Genomic DNA, 18,078 nt, shown 5'->3' on the forward strand with positions numbered 1-18,078 from the left:
CAATTGGTCGGCACACACGGGGCACGATCCGCGAAACCTCAACACTTCCTTCCCTGATTCTCAAAACAGCGCTTGATGTTCTTCCGAACTCATGGCTCATGTGTGTCTGTCCGCAGGCTGTTCTGCGGGCAGCAAACTGCAGCAAAAAGGGAGAACGAACGATGTCCCAGAAAACCAGCACGAAGAAACCCGCCAAGGCCACGAAGAAGTCAGTAAAGTCGAAGGCCGGCGCGAAGATCAAGCCAGCTGCGACGCCTACGACGAAGCCCGGTGAATGCCCGAAGGGCGGCTCGCACGAATGGACGGAAGAAGGGAACGAGACCTATTGCTCGAAGTGCAAAGAGCCGAAACCGAAGCGTGGTAAGGCCAAGGCAGCGAAGCCGGCCGGGGAAACGAAGATGTCCGCCCTCGACGCCGCCGCCGAAGTTCTAGGGTCCAGTTCCGAGCCGTTGAACACGAAGGCGATGATCGAAGCCATGGCGGCGAAGGGACTCTGGACGAGCCCCGGCGGCAAGACACCCCACGCCACGCTTTACAGCGCGATCATCCGCGAGATTTCGGTGAAGGGGAAAGAATCCCGGTTCAAGAAGACGGATCGGGGCAACTTCGCCTTCAACGGATAGACGTCGAGGCCACAGTTGGCCACACGACGCCCCACGTTCAAAGCGTGCGGCGTTTTGTCGTTGGTGGGCCAACTTCCCGCGCCACGCAAACGCGGGCCACCGGCGCAAAGACACGGCCGGCGCTGGTGTTTGCACCCAAATCTTTCGCGAATCCGAGCGAACAGCGTTTGATGGCCTTCCCAAACCATGGCTCATGTGTGTTAGAACAACCAACTACACCCAAGGCAACCATGTCCGACAAGCAACTTCGCCACTCCTTCGCCACCATGGTCCAAACCGCTCTCAAGATATCCGCGACGCCTATTACAACGCCGTCAGCGGACTGCGGACCCTAGCCACAGCGTTGGAGGCGCGGACTCAGAATGCTCGAACACGGAGATGAACGAACTGCTCGCTGAACACTTGCTTGCCTGCCAAGCTTCGGAGCTGATGGACAACAGCCAGCTCGGTCGGGTGCTCTAGGCGAACGGCCAAGAAATGCGAGGTCTGCCACCTGCTCGCTTACATCTCGATGTGCACTGGCTTCACAATTCCGCTTGCCAAGTCGTAGACCCCGCCAGCAACATGCAAGTTTCCGCTGCGCACGAGCCGCCTGATTACCGGGGAAGACTCGGCAATCAGTATCGCTTGATTGCGCACATTCTCTTCGATGGCCTTCGCCAAGTTGCTTTTAGCAACCTTCACCGCAGGCCGGATGTGCTGAAACAGGCCACTTATTTGCCCCGGGACCTCTTCTCCTTGAATGGTGGCCGCCACAGCCCCACAGCTCGTATGCCCGAGCACGTACAGTACCTGACACCCGAGAATATGCGTGGCGAATTCCAGGCTCCCTATGATTTCGCTGCTGGCGACATTTCCCGCGATGCGAGTGACGAACAAGTCACCGAAGCCTTGATCAAAAATGATCTCGATTGGCACACGCGAGTCAGCGCAACCCAAGAATGCAGCGAACGGCGTTTGCCGTGGAGCCACTTCCTGTACTCGCAACAGGTCGCGATTCACTGCGAGTGACTTCTGGGCAGCGAATCGTCGGTTGCCTTCATAGATTCGTTCGAGCGCATCAAGTGGCGAATCCGGACTCGATTGAGTCGGCGCAGTGAAAATATTGGAATCGGCACTTCGGTAGTTCGTGCACGATTCAGATTCTAAAGACATCGTGAACTCTTAGCCCTATGGGAAGAATGAAATATCAGGTCGCGGAGCGGCGAATCGGTGTCGGTGCGCGACGAGATTTCCCGGCAGGCAAAACTCGGTGTGCAGCAATCAAAAAAACGCAGTGATCGAGTAGATTCGGCGGGCAGGGCAGCACCGATTGCGTATTTTGATTCACGAATTATACTTCGCTCGTTTATACCAAATGACTCTGCGATGACAAGGGCAGGCATGAACAAGTCCCCACCAAGTGCGATAAACACTGCTTCGCATCCAGCCTCGCCATCGTGGACCTTCATGACCAACCACACACATGTGCTTTGGTGCATCTATCAGGAACCAGAAATTCGCCTCCGAGATGTGGCGGAACGCGTGGCAATCACCGCACCACTCAGCCAAACGCAAACCAAGTCGGCGACATGCATTCAGCTCCCGCTCCTCATTGGGTTGTCCGCGATGCGATAGCAAATTTCATTCGCGGCATTGTGATGTCGCACATTCTCACGTCGCTACCGCAATGAAAATCTCAGCCGGCAATCTTCTTCCGGCAGCATTTCGACGCGAAAGGCACGTCTTCGGCGTGGTGCGCTGCGATTTTATCGAACACGTCCTTGCGTGCGTCTGAAGCCACAGGTTTTGGCTCAGAGTTTCTCGCGTGCTGGCAATGTGGGCAGTACCACTCACCGAAATAGCCCACGCGGCCCAGCATGAGTCGCACCGGGTAAGAGGTTCCGCCGACCGCGATCTGATATTGATCCAACTGAAACGTCTTCATGTGTGCACCTGGCGGGGCTGGCTGGGTACACGGGTCTCATCGTCCGGGCGGGGAATACCCCTATACGACAAATCGTCGCATGGCGGATGGCCGCCACTTCGCATTCAGGAAAAAGAGCGAGCCCACCGGAAGAGCGGCGGGCTCATGTGCTCTTTTTGACGGAAACAGCACGAATAGACGATAACATCGCGGTCGCCGAAATGTCAAACTGCGGGTGCTGGATTTTAGTGGACCTAGCTGGGGAAAGCAGAATTAAGGGGAATCGGTTACTAGAAAGCGGGCGCGATGGGGTCGCCCCCGGCGTTACCTTCCGGTCGGTCTGCTCCAGGGGCCAGAGGAACCTCGACTCCCCATCACCGCCACTCCGGTAATTCGAGTGGTTAGCTCTTGGCCAAAATTTGGCCACTCCTGCTCATATATCAACTCGTAATTTTCTCTGGAACCACCAGCGCGAAATAGCTCCCCACGTACAGCACCGTACTGCACACTAAAAAAAACTATGCGAACTGCACCGCAGCCGCCGTGGCTAGTCAGGTATTCCGTTTAATACTGCAATTTTGGCTCGCAGCAGAGTCGATTCTTCCCCTGCCGCTGACGGCGCACCGTGAACAATTACGCTCGTCGTTCGAGTCCATCGGTAACAATGTTCTTCGCGCGTTATGAAGGCGACTTGCCGATTCGAACTGGTGTCGAACAATTCCAACTGCGCAATTTCGCCGTGCAAGGTACGCCAAACGAAGCGCCTGGTACTTTCCGATCCGCTCATCGCTCTTTCCCGTCCCATCTCGCTGACCATAGTGCGTTGGAGAGGTTGCTAATTTGGAAGCGTTATCAGCGCTTGCTTCACGGCTTCTAAGATGTCATCTATCGTCGCCCTGCCTTTGACCATGAAAGAGTTCACCTTCTGCGCTCTTGCACGTTCAATCAGAGCGCCTTCCTCGATGCCGGTCAACACTACGACTGGAATTGAGAAGAGCCGAAGATACGACCGGATCACTTCCAAAAGCGATGGCCCGTCCATTTCTGGCATCTGCACGTCGGTGATGATTAGGTCGGGGGTTTCGGCAAGAACGTGCGCAAGTGCTGCGCGACCGTCGGGAGCCTCGGTGACCGGCTTTCGAAAGCAGCTTTGCCAGGGGTGTACGAAACTCTTCAGAGTCTTCGACGAGGAGAATGTGAGCCATTGGTTAAGGAATAATCAACGTGCTCGGCAGGCAAGCAGAATCACCCAAAGCCTGCCGGAATGGAGGGCACTGGCGTTCGATAGCAACATTCACGCCATGAAACCGTCGCTGAAAAAATCAGCCGCTTGCCGGGACTTGCCCGCAGCTGGGCGGCAAAAATAGAATTGCCGGAACACGCTTTCCCCAGCCATGCTCCCCAAAGCCAAGGAAGTCAGCCGTGACACCTGATTCATGCTTATGCTCGAAATGTGGCAGCGTCATCCACCCTCCTCAGGAAGTCGTCAAGGGGGCGAAGGGCCGAACGCTTCGCGCTGGGGTATGGTGGTGGACCAGTGACCTCGCTGGCTCTTCGGGCGTGATGGGAGTTGAAGACGGTCGGTCTGCGATTGAAGGCTACACCTTCACGCGAATCGCTGATCTACAGACCGCCAAGAGCGTGGGAGCGACTAGCTCTTCTCCTTGATGTCTTTCTTAATTTGGCCAACATCTTCCTTAACTTCCTTCAGCTCTTCTTTGATTTCCTTAACATCTTTGTGAACCTCTTTCATCACGTCTCTTGCTTCAGCAATTACTTCCCCTTGTTTCTTAATCAGATCTTCCGATTGCTCAAGTCGCTTGTCCATTGTCACTATCTTCGCAAGTAAGTCTTTAATAAGTAGAGGGTCCGTTGTTTTAACAAGGTGGCTGTCGAACCCTGCCTCAATGGCTTCTTCGGGTTCTGAGTAGGCCGTAAATGCAATCAACGGCACGTCGCGCAAATGATCGTCTAGCCGGATCAATCTCGCTAGATCGTAGCCGGTCATTCCGGGCATTCCAATATCCGACATGATGCACTTGGGCTTGCTCGATCGCGCGGCGCTCAAGCCTTCTAGTGCCGAGTAGGCGATTCTCGCCTTATAGCCCCAGTTCCGAAGCAGCAACGCGAGCACTTGCGCAGAATCAGCATTATCGTCGATGACGAGTACATCGTTGCCTTCGAGAGACATTCGTGTTCCGATCCGCTTGGCTGCTCTTGGGCCGAGACTGGCTGGAAGCTACCTTAACGTAATACGTGCAAGTCATCCATGCTGCTTTCCTCTTGTGCAGTTGCTGCGCCGCTGTGCCGCAGCGCTTAACTTTACACAGGACAGAGGTTGCCTGCAGGAACGCAATTACGGTTGGGCAGGTGCAGAAACCCGACATCGCACGGGGGCTCGTCCTTCGCCACCAATCCTGCCGTGTTCGGCGATGAACTCTGCGCCCTCGTCCATTCCCAGCGTTTCGACATACAGATAGATTCGCTGCATGCAGCGATCACCTTCTTGATTGCCGTCGTATTCGTAGATGGCCATCTCGGTCGGGCTGCCGCCAACCAGTCGCCCAATGAAGATGGGAAACTCGATTTCCTGGGTGGCGAAGAGCTGCGTCGCGTTCAGCGGTCCGCCGACAAAACTCACGATGAAACTAATGGGAGCGGTCATGCACGCGATTCTAGCCATGGTGAGTTGTTGTCGTCTGTCGCTCGAAACGCTACGCGACCGCAGACAGAGCTAAACAAGACGCGACAGGAACCTGGCCGACCACATCAAACGATTGTCGAAGGACTTCGGCTACAAAGTCGTCACGCCCAAGAGCTACACGCGGAAGTCAGCGCCGAATTAAGTGGACCTAGCCGGGGAAGGCGGAATTAAGAGGAAAAACGGCGAAGCGACAGTTTTAAAAGCGGAACCTCCCACGCTATTGGCCTCACCTTCCGGTCGATCTGCTCCAGCGGCCAGAAGAGCCGACTGCAAAACTCACTCTGCCAGCGATAGTGCTCAATAAACGTAATACCGCCACCAGTCGACCCAGCCAACGGAGTCCCGCCCGGCACCACCAGCGCGAAATAGCTCCCCACGTACAGCACTGGCAGGAGCAGCAGCACGATGGCGACGATCAGGGGTGCGCGGGATTCGCGTTTCATGGCCGCATTCTAAACGAAAAAACCCCGGCACATGCTTTGACACATACCGGGGCTGTCCGTGTGAGCAAACCCTGCCGGAATGCCAACAACGGCCAATCGAAAACACCCACCGCAAGCGGACAGCAAGAGAATCCGTTCAAAGTCGCCGGGCGCTTGCGGCGGGTTTAATCTGGCAATCCTTTCAAAATGGCTATCTTTGCTCGCAACAGCGTTGACTCTTCACCGGATGCTGGTGGCGCGCCGTGATGCAGGAGAGTGGTTGTTCGGGTCCACTGGTAATTTCGGTCGTCGCCCGTAATCACTGCAATCTGACGACTGCAGTACCAGCATGCGCTCGCCGCACCCATCATACGTCGCGGTCACAGCAAACCGTTTCGTCTGACACGGATTTCGAAGGCGGGCGATTCAACGGAACGGGGATTGCTCTCCTGGCACGCAAATTTGAATTGCATCGGCTGCCGACCACATTACTTCGGACCGACTCGATCGAACTGTACACGGAAAACACGATGGAAACGCTGCTCGAATTGCTGGAAGACGAAATCAAGGACATCTACAACGCGGAGAATCAACTAACTAAAGCCCTGCCGAAAATGGCCAAGAAGGCCGCTTCCGAATCACTCGCGGATGCATTTGCCGCGCACCTCGAAGAAACCAAGAGGCAAATCGAGCGGTTGCAAAAAATCGGCGACTTGATGGGAATCAAACTCACCGGAAAAAAGTGCAAGGCGATGGAGGGGCTGATCGAAGAAGGTAAAGAAGTACTCGAAGAAGATGGTAAGTCGGCGGTGATCGACGCAGCCTTGATCGGGGCTGCTCAACGCGTCGAACACTACGAAATCGCTGCGTATGGCACCGCGAAGGCGATGGCCGAGCATCTGGGGCTGGAAAAGGTTGTGAAGTTGTTGCAACAGACGCTGTCCGAAGAATCGGCCTGTGACGAGAAACTCTCCAGCATCGCCTTGGAAGAGGTTTTGCCTGCGACGGATGGCGTCGAGGAAGAAATTGAAGAGAAAGAAGTCGCACCTCTTAAGGCGAAACGAAAAAAAACGGTTGCGCGCTGATAGCCATTCGGGCTAACGAATTATGTAAGACGTCTAGGTCGCACTGTTTACTCAGGGCGGCCAATTATCTCCGGGCAGAAGTATCGACGGAATCCGCGTCCAAACTTCAGCTCGCCGATCAGCGCCTCGAAGTAGGACGACGAGCACAATAGAAGCGACTTGCCGAGCTCACGCGCGAGGACGGTCGCGGCGAAGATCCATTCGAGGCGTTCCTTCTCTCGCTCAGTGAGCTTGGGTGCATACGTACATAGTGCTCCATCTTCATGATTGAATGAGAACACGACTTGAAATGTCTGTTGAACAGCCAATGCAGCTAACTTCCCCTGGTCGTCGTGGTAGGTGACGTTGAGTGCAAAGTCATCTGGATAAGCGAAAAAGTAAGTTGCGCTGTCGCGTGTCATGATCTCGACGGTGCACTTCCTACCCCGTCCCTGCTTCTTGAACAGCTTTGAGATCTCGTCAGCCAACTTCGCTGTCTTAGTCTCAGGAGCAACCGGGGCCTTTCTGGGCAAGTCATCTCGTTGCCGCCATCAGGCGAGACGATCTACGTGGTGTATCACTTGTGCTCGATCGAAGACGCGGCGGTGCTCCAGCCAGACTTGGATCGCTCGCCCCCATGTGCCAAGTTCTTCTGGCAGGATCGCTTCGAAATCGTAAACGTTGCATAGAGGGGCGGCCGCGAAGATGGCTCGGATGCCGGAATCGCAGGCTAAGTCGGAAATGCTGCGAAGTACGCTCTCGATCTGATTCCGTTGCTCTTGTTGCAGTCCGTTCAGATACTCCATGGCGCGCTCTACTCGCTCGTTGCGTTCCAAGAGCATCCATGGAATCTGGCATTCCGAGTGCCCTAGCTCCGCGAAAACTTGCGCAAGCATTTCTTTTGGAGCCATTCGCAGTACCGTCGGTAACGTCCGAGTCATCTGATCTCCCTTTCACTACTTAGTTAGAAACGACCACCTTTCCGGTTTCGAAGAAGGAAATGCGCGCAACGCGACCACGCGTTGCCTCGATGAGAAAACGCTGGGTGAGTTGCACGCAACGATGCCAGAAACGCTCTCGTCAGTGAAAGCTCGGCATTTCAAGATCCCGCACGCCTGGCCAGTCATGGGCTCGGCTGTTAACCAGCGGGTCAGTTCAGGGACAAGTGCAGTGGACAGAATGCCAGACGCAAGATGCGACGCTAGCATTTTTCCGGAATTGTTTCCGCAGCGTCGTCAGTTCGCCGCGCGACCGGGTTTTTAACAAGGAGAGAACTCACTTCTTCCGCACGGAGGCCCTATGCTTTTCCTCGACCCGCCCCACGAACTCACGCCGGAGCAGCGTCTCGAAATCATCGCCGCCATCTTCGCCCGCGGCGTCCTACGCCTGGCTGAACTCGATCTCATTGACGAGTCCGAAGAATCCTGACCAGACCGCTTGATTGATGTTCCCGACAGAGCGTCACTGTGTCACCGGTTAACGGGCGGAGAGGTTCCGCCGTGCTGGAACTCAAAAGGAGACTACTTATATGGTGCGTGGAATCGAGGCCGAGTTGGCGGAGTTGCCGTCGCTGACGGTCGGCCAGCTCAGAGAGAAGTTCGTCGAGGTCTTTGGCGAGCCAACCAACAGCAGGCACAAGGACTGGCTGGTGAAACGGATCGCTTGGCGGATTCAAGCGAACGCATTCGGCGGCTTGTCGGAACGGGCGCTGGCGCGAGCGAAGGAACTTGCTAACGAAGCCGATCTGCGGATCATGGCGCCGAAACAAGCGAAGGCATCGGCGGGGTCGGTGACGAAGGTGGTGGCGTGCCCGGTCGACTCTCGCGTGCCGCCGCCGGGTTCGGTTATCTCGCGCGACTACAAGGGCAAGAAGCTGCTCGTCACCGTGCTGGTCGATGGCTTCGAGTTCGAAGGCGAGAAGTTCACGTCACTCACGGCGATCGCCAAGAAGGCTACAGGGCAGCATTGGAACGGCTTCGGATTCTTCGGTTTGCTCAAGGAGGGTAAGAAATGAAGAAGGTTCAAACGAAACCCGCGGTGATCCGATGTGCGATCTATACCCGTAAGAGCACCGAAGAAGGGCTCGAACAGGAATTCAACACGCTCGATGCCCAGCGTGAAGGTGGCGAAGCATTCATCAAGAGCCAGCAGCATGAAGGCTGGGTCTGTGCACCTGACCGATACGACGACGGTGGTTTCACTGGCGGGAACATGGAACGCCCCGCGCTGAAACGGCTGATGGCGGACATCGAAGCCGGGAAGGTCAACGTCGTCGTCGTTTACAAGGTCGACCGTTTAAGTCGTAGCTTGCTCGACTTCGCCCGAATGATAGAAGTGTTCGACAAGAAGAAGGTGGCGTTCGTCTCGGTCACTCAGCAGTTCAACACCGCGACATCCATGGGCCGGCTCGTGCTGAACGTGCTTCTTTCCTTCGCCCAGTTCGAGCGTGAGATGATCTCGGAACGAACGCGCGACAAGATCGCCGCGGCACGCCGAAAGGGAAAATGGGTCGGTGGCATGCCGCTACTCGGCTTCGACGTCGAGAACTCGAAGCTCGTGCCCAATCCTGCCGAGGTCGAGATGGTCCGCGAGATCTTCGGTCTGTACGCCGAGCAACAAGCGATGACGAAAGTTGCTCGCCAATTGAACGAGCGTGGCTGGCGCACGAAAACCTGGACCACGAAGAAGGGGCGCACCATCGGCGGTCTGCCATTCACGAAAGGGCGATTGTGGCAACTGCTCACCAACCCGGCCTACATCGGCAAGGTGAAGTACAAGGACGAAGTGCATCCCGGCGAGCATAAAGGGATCGTCGACGAGGGGCTGTTTCTGAAAGTACAGACGGCGCTGACGCGCGGCAAGCAAGATGGTGGTGCGTGCAGCCGGAATCGTCACGGCGCGCTCCTACGCGGGATCCTCCGCTGCAGCTGTTGCGACGCCCCGATGCACCACGTCTACACGAAGAAGGGTCCGAAGCAATATCGGTACTATGTCTGTGCTAAGGCGCAGCGGGATGGGTGGGATACGCGGCTGGCGAGATCGAGGGATTCGTCGTCGAGCAACTGAAGTCGCTGGCGGAATCCCCAGAACTGCTGGAGGCGACGCTGGCCCAGGCCCGGGCGCAGCAGGCCGCCGAAGTCGTCGACCGTCTGGGTGGCGAACTCCAGAAACTCAATCGCCAGCGGATCTCGGTAGAACAGGCGGTACGACGTAGCCCCAGTGACGGCGCAGCGGCGGAGAAACTCGCCGGGATCAAGGACACGATTCTCGCGAAGGAAACCGCCCTGTCGCGCGCCACCGCGGCCACGATCGACGAGGCTAGGGTTCGGGCCGCGCTGGGCGACTTTGACCGCCTCTGGCACGCGCTACCTACCCGCGAGCAGGTCCGCGTGATCGAGCTACTCGTAGAAACGGTGGGCCACGATGGGCGTGACGGCACCCTGGCGATTTCGTTCCGGTCAGTTCGCATCAACGAGGAGTCGGTGGCATGAAGGTGAAAGTGCAGTTCAAACGGCTGGCGAAGGGTAAGAAGAAGCTGGAGACGGTGCAAGAAACCAAACCTGTCGTTCGCGTTCCCCGGATCGCCAAGCTGATGGCGCTCTCGATTCACTTTGATCAGTTGATTCGCGACGGGAAGGTACAAGACCAGGCGCAGATCGCGGAGCTCGGACACGTGTGCAGGCCTCGTCTCACTCAGATCATGAACCTGTTGGCGCTTGCACCAAACATCCAGGAACAAATACTCACGGAGCCCGGCGCAATCACTGAGCGGCAACTTCGCCCGATCGCCGCAATGCCTTGCTGGAAAGAACAGTGCCGATTGTGGTCGTTGCTAAACTCAACCTAGTCACGAAAACTTCGGCATTCTCTTTGCAGCCAAAACTACCCAAAGGAGCAATGCCATGACCGATGAAACACCAGTTCCCGAGCGGATGTACAACGCGATTCAAGAAGGTGACTTGCTAACGTTCAAGTCCCTGTTCGAGCTGCATCCCGAACAGCGCCATTTACCTGATGGCCGAAGCATGTGGTTCTCCGACGCTGCTTCTGCCGGGAATCTGGATGTCATCAAGTTTCTGATAAGCACTGGCGTCGACATCAACGAGCCCGCCAATAGCGATTCGGTGGCGAGCCCAGAAGGTGTGGTCTATCGCGCCGCGGCTGATGGTCACTTGGAAGTAGTGCGGTGGATGCTGGACCAAGGGGCGAAGATCAACTTCAATGTCCATGGCAAAACACGGTGCTACGCCTTGATTCATGCAGCACGAGAGGGAAATTTGCCGATGGTCCAACTTCTGTTGGAGAAGGGAGCCGCGACCAATTCATGTTGGGCGGAAATGACCCCTCTCGACCACGCGATCGATAGCGGCAGCGATGAAGTAATCCAGATTCTTCGCTCAAATGGAGCTAAGCAGGCGAAAGAGCTCTAGTCGTTAGCGGGACCACCAAGCGGGCACCAAATTTCCAGGATGAAAATAGGCTTTTTGCCACTGTCCGCAAATGTCCGAAGTCGTTTGTTTTCAATGGGTTGCAGTCCACGGCCGTCCGCCTGTTTTTGCCCACTTTCAGGAATTTGGCGGTAAATTGGAGGATTTGAAAATGCTCTCATTTCGCAACCACCACGGGACTGCAATGTCGCTACGTTTCGTATCCGGGCAAAGGCTCGAAGCCTAACCCGGTCAGTTTTGCCGCTTCGATCGCTTCGCGAAATTCTGCTGAGACGATTGTCTCGGTGTAGCAAAAGAAGAAGTGCTTGCCAGCAATCTCGCGTGCCGAGAATGCGTACTCATCCACGTACATCACTCCGCCAGAATCATAGCGAGTGACTTGTGCATCCTTTGAAAGTTTCGCCGTCACCAGTGAGTGAAGCAGGTAGACCACATCTAGCCCTGGACCTCCTTTCACATTCACCGGCAAGGCTTCCACGGCGTCACCCAAAAATTCGGTGACGGTAGACAACGCCGCTGGCGTTGCAAAGTAGTTCCCCCCACCGAACATGAAGTCTCCTTGCTTCTTTTCCTTTTCAAATTTCGCGGAGAACCTTTTCCAAGTTTTCGCGAGCGGAGCGGTTTCAGTGAGTTGTGCGTACCGTTTGGGGCCAGTCGCGTCTTCGAGCGCGTGCCACGGGCTTTTGCCTCGCTTGTCGTAGCCAGGCGTCAGAAGTAACAAACGGGAACGCGAAGAGCTTTGTTTTGCCATTGTGTCGATCTCTTTCACCATAGATGCGAGGCGCAAAAGCGTACCACGAAACTCAACTCAACGTCTCAGGCCTTCGCGTTCAGTGCGATGACTGCCATACCGGCTAAGCAAAGCGCCGCGCCGGTGACGTCCCACAACGATGCCCGATCAAGAAGAGTAGCGAGCGACCAGTCTCAGCGAAATGGTTAGAATGCAGCCATGAAACGCGAGACCCGCGCACCCCTGATCGTCGCAATCGTACTGCTGCTCCTGCCGGTGCTGTACGTCGGCAGTTACTTCGCGCTGGTGGTGCCGGGCGGGGTTCCCGTCGCGGGGTCGATCGGCGGCGGTGCAATTACGTTTATTGAACACTATCGCGGGCAAAGCGGGTTCTGCAGTCGGATCTTCTGGCCCCTGGAGCAAATCGACCGGAGGGTGAGGCCGGTGGCGTGGGAGCCGTTGCCAGTCCTTGACCCTCGCTAAACCATTCCCCTTAATTCGGCCTTAATTTGGGGTTTCGCGTCTACGTCCACTTAATCCAGCACTGCCATTGCCCCGCTTTCGCATGACTCCGCTCGCTTCTCGGGCGCGGGTGACGCAGATCATGAATCTGCTGAACCTGGCTCCTGAAATTCAGGAGAACCTCCTTTTCTCAATCGAGAAATGCGGACTCACGGAACGGTGTGTTCGGGCAGCTAGTTGCCTGCCCAGACTGGAGTATGCAGCGGAAGCAAGCGGTTCGCCGCGTATCGAGTTCGGGCGATTCGTTTTCCGTCGCGCGTTACTGAATCACTCCCCGCCTTCGTGTGGCTTATCTCGTCAGCTTTGAAGCGAAAGCTGCTGGTGACAGAATCTGTCATAGCCTATCCCGCGATCCCTTCGACTTGCTGTCTGATGATTAAACTGAACCCGACTGATTTTCCACGCGCCAGCGCCCAACAGATCGAACGTTTCAAGCTGTTTCTCGACCGCAACTTTCCAGGATGGCGTGACGCATTGGTCGAAGAAACCGACACCGTGTGCATTTGGTCAGCCGCTGAGAATTGGCGACACGCGAAGCTATGGGGCGACTTCGTTGAGCTTTGGGACGATACCGACCACGTCGAAGGCCCAGACAACCTGCTGATGCATCGCATATGCAACGTGGATGGCGATATTACGCAAGTCGCAACCTGGCGCCGCGGCGATTGAGAAGCGGCGCGGCGGATTGCCCTGAAAAACACTGTTGATCAGCGTACTTTTGCCAACTCCCGTTCGCCCGGCGATGAGCACGTTGGCGTGTCCTCGCTCTCGCAGCGCTTCTTCGAGCGCATTCTTAGCGAGTCCGCCAAAGTTGATCATGTCCATCGTCGTAATCCAATGAAACGAAATTGAGGCCAGACTTCATTAGACTCGCCCGCCCCGAAAAAAGCACCAAGACTGTCGCCGAGGATCCGGAGCGCAGCGGCCACTCGCTCAGCTAAACTGAAAAGTGGTCGAACTGAATCAGACAGGAGCACTCACATGCGGCGAAAATCAACGAGCGGGATTGCGGGCGTTTTGATGTTTGCGATCGTTTGTCTGAGCGCGATCATCGCGGCTCGGGCGGAGGACTCTTCAGTTAAGGCGAGTTTGGTTGACGTGCGAGATGGTAAGCCGCCCTTAAAATTCCACGGTGTCCGGCTGACTATCGAGAACAAACAAGAGAGGCCGACCTGGATCGTGCTGCCTTACTGGGGCGAGCGATCGTTGCCTGCAAAAGGCATTTTTCCGCTCGATGAGCATGATGGTCCAGGGTTTGGCGGCAAGGGCTTCGTGGGCGAAGGCGGCTCGGCCGTCGAAGTTCTCATGTATGGAGGCGAAGGGTTCAGGGCGTTTCGTTTGCCAGGGAAGGGCTCACTTCAGCTTGACGGGTATGAGATCGAGTCGTGGAAAGAGATTGACGCCATTGATGTGATCGAAGCACGCGAGCTGAACGTGAATGGAAAGACGCCGCTGGAGAAATGGCTACCCTACGCGACCACGTCCGATACCAAAGTTAAGATCGGAAGCCAGCAGTTGAACGGCGATTGGAAGAACCTCGATTGGGATGCGAAGAAATCAAAATCTAGGACCGATTACCCGACAGAGAAGGTCGAAAAGGTCGTTGCGGAAGATTTTCGAGTCTTTAAGGTCAAGTTCGAGACGGTGAAGTAGCTTCGCGACTCTCGAACGGTAAAGAACTTCTTCACCGCGCCGCTACGAAATAGCAAACGCATCAGGCTCAGCAATGCCAACCGCCGCAGCAGGTGATTTTGATGTTCGACGACGGGAGGGTTTGCGAATGGGACAAGGCGCGTCACCGGAAGACATCCGACAGCTCACCCGGTACTCGTACACGCATCTGGCTGCGTGTCTGCCGTTCGTCGCGCTCGGCGGGTTCGGGGTACTCCCACCGTGGGTGTTCGCTGCTGTGTCCGCGCCGCTTGGAGCGATCGTCGGCTGGTTCACCCTTCGGCCGCCGCGCGCTGGGGTTCTAGCCGGTATGGCGGGCATGGCCGTGGCGGGAGTGGTGAGCGGCGGATCGGCTGCCCTTGGCGTCGTTCTCAAACCTGGCGTCATTACCAACCCTCGCCAAGCAATCGCGCTTAGTCCGGGGGCGGTGGTAGGGTGCCTGGTCGGCTGGCTAGTGTGGGATTCGCTCCGAGGATCGCAGCCTCCGGCAGGCGAGCAGTCTCCAGACTCCAAATAAGTAGCTCGATCTACAGCCAGCGCCGGCCGAGTACTCGAGTGGGGCGACTTCCGAACCCGCCGTTAGCCGCCCGCCCATACAGCAATTGAGAGTTTCTGCGATGTTGCTACAGGCCGTGGCTAACACGCCGGGTATAGGCTTCGATCCGGCCGGCCATCGCGAACAGCACCTGGAAGTCGACGAAGATGCTCCTCACCCATTGAACGGCAGCGCGCGTATTCAGCACTCGAGATCGCGGTTTTCCGCCGCTCGATTTCAGAGACATCGTCCGAGAGCAACTCGGCGATGAGCGGCCAGAAATTGATGTAGTCCGGGTTGGCCCGGTCCCCTCGAACCAAATCCGCAGCAACATCGTTACCTTGGCCGGTATACGAGTTCAAAACGGTCAGTAAGCGGTCACCTTCGCGCAACGCCACCGGACCGACCTCGCGATCTTGAAACCCCAGCACACAGACCGCGTCAGAATCGTCGCAGTAGCAGGCGATGCGCAGCGGCGAACTCGACAACACGATGGCGGCGCGCCCATCCCCGTGGAGCAGCATGTCTCGGATGAACTCACGCCGACCGAGCCCACCACCAAACAAGCATCGGGCGAAGCCGGTGGCACCCGTGGTGAAATAAAGGCTCGGGCACATCTGACGGAGTTTTCGATCGGAGAGTCGTAATCCCCCCGCGTTAGAAGCAAATGAGCCACCGTTGATCTGGCGCCGCAACTCCTTGGCATGCCAGTACGAGAACGCACCAAGCGCACCGAGGCCTTGCCCGAGTAGATCGTCCCACTGACCGCGAGGCCGGATACTCATACTAGCCCTCTTTGTCCCAACGATTAGGGTGATGGAGGTTTCCCGCCCTTCGCTCACTAGCTGTAGCCGACGACCAGAGTTCAAATCAAAAGGACCGTTGTCGCCCGGTCCAGTTCAACGTGTGGTTATGCGGCAAACAGCTCACGCCGTAGTCGCAGAAGCTCGGGACTCTGACTGACCTCAAACAATTTCGACCACTGGTGCTCCGAAAGAAATGACCAGTAGCCGGGTCGGAAGGGCCTGCAATTGACCGGCTGGCCGAGGGTGTGCCACACGTCGTCCGCGATCACGCAGTCTCGCTCGAGTATCCGCTGTCCGTTTCCGGTATCGAGCAGGAACTCCTGCAAGTCTTCCATTGCGTGGTGCGAGGCCAATCGGGCGGCATAAGCGTACGAGAACTGCGGTGCCGTCAGGAGGCGGTGATAGAGACGTAGCTCGGCTTCTTCCTGTTCGATTGCGTCTTTCTCGTTTGCGATCCCGTATCGATTCAACTCCCGCGAGTCTACGCTGATGCCCGTCACGCCGTAGACCTTCTCCAATCCTGCATGCCACACAGCCATGCGCCCGGTGACTAGGGTGTGCTGATGACCCTCGAAGTGGCGCATGAAGCATTGGGACGCCTTAACCGTTTTGCACTCAGCCCATAGCTCAAAGATCATCGCCATGCTTTATGCCAAAGACGCGGTCGTGCCGCATAACTACTTGACATGCTAACCTGTCCGCGCCCAACGAAGTGAAAACGATCTATTTGCAATTAGTTAAGTGCGTTACGCGCCGAATGTCAACGGATGAGTAAACCAGCAAAACCAGCAATTCTCGCGCAGCCTCGGTCGTCAGAGGGGCGTGATTTTGGGACTTTCTTGTCACAGTCGCCGCCAACATGTGTCTAAGTCGCTGGAGTAGTGTCTTTGCAGCCTTAGCCACGGAGCCCAGTCATGATCAACCCATTTTCGGAAACTGCCGAATCCAACACGACCGACGTTGAACTAGTCGACCAAGCGAATAGTGGCGACCGCGCGGCGCTGGAGCAACTCATCTTGCGGCACCAAGCGTGGATTTTCAACATTGCTGTCCGTATGGTGTTTGACCCGCACGATGCCGAAGAAGTGACGCAGGAAGTTCTGGTCAAGGTCATCACCAAGCTCAGTACGTTCGAAGGAGAAAGTAAGTTTCGCACTTGGCTGTATCGCATTGCTACGAATCATGTGCTGAATGTGAAGCGTCGCAAATCAGAAACGCAGGCGACAACGTTTGCCGACTACGGCGCGGCGATCAACAGCACGCCCGACCTTGAGTTGCCTGACCCTCACGGGTTGTCAGTTGATTTGCCGATCTTGGTTGAAGAAACCAAGAACAGTTGCACCATGGGCATGCTGCTCTGCTTGGATCGAAAGCAACGGCTAATCTTCACGCTGGGAGCGATCCTGGGCGTCAGCGATGCAGTGGCGAGCGAAGTCCTCGAAATGACCTCCGATAACTTTCGGCAATGCCTGGCCCGCGCTCGCCGGGATCTATACAGCTTCATGAATCACCAATGCGGACTAGTGAATAAGAACAATCCCTGTCGATGCTCCAAAAAGACCCGCGGTTTTATCGAGCATGGGCACGTCGATCCCGCCCGCTTGCTGTTCGTGCCGAAGAATGTGGAGCGCGTTCGGGAAGTTGCCGATGACACGGCCCACGAAATCGACGACTTCGTGGAACATCAGCACGTCGCCATTTTCCGTGAACACCCTTTTCTCCAGCCGGCAGATGAGATTGGCTGGGTCCGGCGGATCCTCCAGCGTCCCGATTTTCAGAGAATGCTCGGTCTCAACTGAGAAATCTCACGCCGAGTTGTCACAGTCGGAATTGGCGAGTGTCTCTGAGATAGACGGAGTGATGAGCTCCGCAAATTTCACACTGGAGAGACGATCATGACACTGCACTTGCCGCAACCCGTTGACGCCTATTTCACTGCCGACAAAGCCGATGGCGAGGCGGTTTCCAACTGCTTCACGGCCAATGCCGTTGTGAAGGATGAGGGCCACACGTATCAGGGCCAGGCCGCCATCAAGAAATGGAAGGACGATGTAGCAACCAAGTACACGTACACGTGCGATCCCTTCGCGTGCGAATCGCAGAATGGCAAGACCGTAGTTACTTGCCGGCTGCAAGGCAATTTTCCCGGCAGCCCTGCCGACCTTCGGTTCTTATTCCAGCTCACGGGCAACAAGATCGAATCGTTGGAGGTGATTCCGTAACGCGCTCTCTGGTTAGTAAATGCGTCCCGACCAGCACCCCGAGTTGGACAAAGCCGTTAACCAAATTCCAGGCGGCAACGGAGAGCGCAGAGAGTTTTCGCGAGAGTGGTGGCTGACGCGCCGGCGGACTAAAATGGGGAGCGCAGAACGGCGACGTCGAGAGATCGCTGCGGTCGCCGTAAACCCTTGCAGATACGCTAGTAAACGCGAACGGCCAGAGAAACTCTCTGGCCGGCGTGGTGCGTTAACCCGAGGGTAGCCACGGGTTAGGGATTTTGGAGAAGCTCCCCTAGCAGGACTCGAACCTAGGCCCCAGCAGTTAACAGCCAAATCACTTGGTGGCCACCCACGTCGGAACTTATTCCGTTTTTGTACTGCTTTAGCTCGCAGGTACCGCCGAAAACCGCTTGAAAATGAGAGTCAAT

The 18,078-nt window shown here is 56.3% G+C and carries 24 protein-coding genes; 12 read left to right on the forward strand and 12 right to left on the reverse strand.

The window, feature by feature from the left end:
* The first annotated feature begins 161 nt into the window (after nt 1-161).
* Nucleotides 162-623 (forward strand): HTH domain-containing protein, encoded by a 462-nt coding sequence (locus M9Q49_RS08025; protein ID WP_254508198.1) that lies wholly within the window; start codon nt 162-164, stop codon nt 621-623.
* 501 nt (nt 624-1,124) lie between these two features.
* Here the strand turns inward: M9Q49_RS08025 and M9Q49_RS35380 are convergent.
* The 6 genes from M9Q49_RS35380 to M9Q49_RS08050 form a co-directional block, all read right to left on the reverse strand.
* Nucleotides 1,125-1,778 (reverse strand): carbonic anhydrase, encoded by a 654-nt coding sequence (locus M9Q49_RS35380; RefSeq protein WP_261365032.1) that lies wholly within the window; start codon nt 1,776-1,778, stop codon nt 1,125-1,127.
* 523 nt (nt 1,779-2,301) lie between these two features.
* On the reverse strand, nt 2,302-2,550 hold the full coding sequence (locus M9Q49_RS08035) for a hypothetical protein (RefSeq protein WP_254508200.1): 249 nt from the start codon (nt 2,548-2,550) through the stop codon (nt 2,302-2,304).
* 814 nt (nt 2,551-3,364) lie between these two features.
* Nucleotides 3,365-3,706: a response regulator gene (locus tag M9Q49_RS35955; protein ID WP_390844803.1), complete on the reverse strand. Its 342-nt coding sequence runs from the start codon at nt 3,704-3,706 to the stop codon at nt 3,365-3,367.
* A gap of 474 nt (nt 3,707-4,180) precedes the next feature.
* Nucleotides 4,181-4,720: a response regulator gene (locus M9Q49_RS08040; protein WP_254508201.1), complete on the reverse strand. Its 540-nt coding sequence runs from the start codon at nt 4,718-4,720 to the stop codon at nt 4,181-4,183.
* A 165-nt stretch (nt 4,721-4,885) separates the two neighbouring features.
* On the reverse strand, nt 4,886-5,194 hold the full coding sequence (locus M9Q49_RS08045; protein ID WP_254508202.1) for a hypothetical protein: 309 nt from the start codon (nt 5,192-5,194) through the stop codon (nt 4,886-4,888).
* Between the two features lie 206 nt (nt 5,195-5,400).
* Complete coding sequence (locus M9Q49_RS08050) at nt 5,401-5,676, reverse strand: hypothetical protein (RefSeq protein WP_254508203.1); 276 nt, start codon at nt 5,674-5,676, stop codon at nt 5,401-5,403.
* Nucleotides 5,677-6,185: 509 nt separating this feature from the next.
* Here M9Q49_RS08050 and M9Q49_RS08055 point away from each other — a divergent pair.
* A complete protein-coding gene (locus M9Q49_RS08055) occupies nt 6,186-6,740 on the forward strand; it encodes a ferritin-like domain-containing protein (protein WP_254508204.1) in 555 nt (184 codons plus the stop codon).
* 47 nt (nt 6,741-6,787) lie between these two features.
* On the opposite strand, the gene M9Q49_RS08060 is transcribed toward M9Q49_RS08055, so the two are convergent.
* Both M9Q49_RS08060 and M9Q49_RS08065 read right to left on the reverse strand, forming a co-directional pair.
* Nucleotides 6,788-7,207 (reverse strand): hypothetical protein, encoded by a 420-nt coding sequence (locus M9Q49_RS08060; protein ID WP_254508205.1) that lies wholly within the window; start codon nt 7,205-7,207, stop codon nt 6,788-6,790.
* Nucleotides 7,208-7,270: 63 nt separating this feature from the next.
* A complete protein-coding gene (locus M9Q49_RS08065) occupies nt 7,271-7,630 on the reverse strand; it encodes a hypothetical protein (RefSeq protein ID WP_254508206.1) in 360 nt (119 codons plus the stop codon).
* 388 nt (nt 7,631-8,018) lie between these two features.
* Between M9Q49_RS08065 and M9Q49_RS35385 the strand changes: the two genes are divergently transcribed.
* The 6 genes from M9Q49_RS35385 to M9Q49_RS08090 all read left to right on the forward strand — a co-directional run bounded on the left by M9Q49_RS35385 (nt 8,019) and on the right by M9Q49_RS08090 (nt 11,149).
* Nucleotides 8,019-8,147: a hypothetical protein gene (locus M9Q49_RS35385; protein WP_261365033.1), complete on the forward strand. Its 129-nt coding sequence runs from the start codon at nt 8,019-8,021 to the stop codon at nt 8,145-8,147.
* A 100-nt stretch (nt 8,148-8,247) separates the two neighbouring features.
* Nucleotides 8,248-8,733 carry a DUF2924 domain-containing protein gene (locus M9Q49_RS08070; RefSeq protein WP_254508207.1) on the forward strand — a complete coding sequence of 162 codons (486 nt, stop codon included), beginning with the start codon at nt 8,248-8,250 and terminating at the stop codon, nt 8,731-8,733.
* Entirely contained in the window at nt 8,730-9,785 is a 1,056-nt protein-coding gene (locus M9Q49_RS08075) for a recombinase family protein (protein ID WP_254508208.1), read from the forward strand. The genes M9Q49_RS08070 and M9Q49_RS08075 overlap by 4 nt, the downstream gene beginning before the upstream one ends.
* The gene (locus tag M9Q49_RS08080) at nt 9,737-10,210 is read left to right on the forward strand and encodes a hypothetical protein (RefSeq protein ID WP_254508209.1); all 474 of its coding nucleotides are present in this window, start codon (nt 9,737-9,739) and stop codon (nt 10,208-10,210) included. Before M9Q49_RS08075 ends, M9Q49_RS08080 begins: the two co-directional genes overlap by 49 nt.
* A complete protein-coding gene (locus tag M9Q49_RS08085) occupies nt 10,207-10,566 on the forward strand; it encodes a hypothetical protein (protein ID WP_254508210.1) in 360 nt (119 codons plus the stop codon). Before M9Q49_RS08080 ends, M9Q49_RS08085 begins: the two co-directional genes overlap by 4 nt.
* A gap of 55 nt (nt 10,567-10,621) precedes the next feature.
* Nucleotides 10,622-11,149, forward strand: a complete 528-nt coding sequence (locus M9Q49_RS08090; RefSeq protein WP_254508211.1) for an ankyrin repeat domain-containing protein — start codon at nt 10,622-10,624, stop codon at nt 11,147-11,149.
* A 208-nt stretch (nt 11,150-11,357) separates the two neighbouring features.
* Here M9Q49_RS08090 and M9Q49_RS08095 read toward each other — a convergent pair whose 3' ends face one another.
* A complete protein-coding gene (locus tag M9Q49_RS08095; protein WP_254508212.1) occupies nt 11,358-11,939 on the reverse strand; it encodes a hypothetical protein in 582 nt (193 codons plus the stop codon).
* Between the two features lie 177 nt (nt 11,940-12,116).
* Here M9Q49_RS08095 and M9Q49_RS08100 point away from each other — a divergent pair, with 177 nt between their 5' ends.
* Nucleotides 12,117-12,380, forward strand: coding sequence for a hypothetical protein (locus M9Q49_RS08100; RefSeq protein ID WP_254508213.1), 264 nt, complete (start codon nt 12,117-12,119; stop codon nt 12,378-12,380).
* Between the two features lie 576 nt (nt 12,381-12,956).
* Here M9Q49_RS08100 and M9Q49_RS08105 read toward each other — a convergent pair.
* Nucleotides 12,957-13,244 carry a GTPase gene (locus tag M9Q49_RS08105; protein ID WP_254508214.1) on the reverse strand — a complete coding sequence of 96 codons (288 nt, stop codon included), beginning with the start codon at nt 13,242-13,244 and terminating at the stop codon, nt 12,957-12,959.
* Nucleotides 13,245-13,400: 156 nt separating this feature from the next.
* Here M9Q49_RS08105 and M9Q49_RS08110 point away from each other — a divergent pair, with 156 nt between their 5' ends.
* Nucleotides 13,401-14,072 (forward strand): hypothetical protein, encoded by a 672-nt coding sequence (locus M9Q49_RS08110; protein WP_254508215.1) that lies wholly within the window; start codon nt 13,401-13,403, stop codon nt 14,070-14,072.
* Nucleotides 14,073-14,726: 654 nt separating this feature from the next.
* Here M9Q49_RS08110 and M9Q49_RS08115 read toward each other — a convergent pair.
* Nucleotides 14,727-15,410 (reverse strand): hypothetical protein, encoded by a 684-nt coding sequence (locus M9Q49_RS08115; protein ID WP_254508216.1) that lies wholly within the window; start codon nt 15,408-15,410, stop codon nt 14,727-14,729.
* Nucleotides 15,411-15,535: 125 nt separating this feature from the next.
* Entirely contained in the window at nt 15,536-16,075 is a 540-nt protein-coding gene (locus M9Q49_RS08120; protein ID WP_254508217.1) for a hypothetical protein, read from the reverse strand.
* Between the two features lie 270 nt (nt 16,076-16,345).
* On the opposite strand from M9Q49_RS08120, the gene M9Q49_RS08125 reads away from it, so the two are divergent.
* Nucleotides 16,346-17,230 (forward strand): RNA polymerase sigma factor, encoded by an 885-nt coding sequence (locus M9Q49_RS08125; protein ID WP_254508218.1) that lies wholly within the window; start codon nt 16,346-16,348, stop codon nt 17,228-17,230.
* A gap of 96 nt (nt 17,231-17,326) precedes the next feature.
* Nucleotides 17,327-17,653: a nuclear transport factor 2 family protein gene (locus M9Q49_RS08130; RefSeq protein WP_254508219.1), complete on the forward strand. Its 327-nt coding sequence runs from the start codon at nt 17,327-17,329 to the stop codon at nt 17,651-17,653.
* Nucleotides 17,654-18,078: the final 425 nt, after the last annotated feature.

Source organism: Anatilimnocola floriformis (assembly GCF_024256385.1).
In the GTDB taxonomy this organism is placed as follows: domain Bacteria; phylum Planctomycetota; class Planctomycetia; order Pirellulales; family Pirellulaceae; genus Anatilimnocola; species Anatilimnocola floriformis.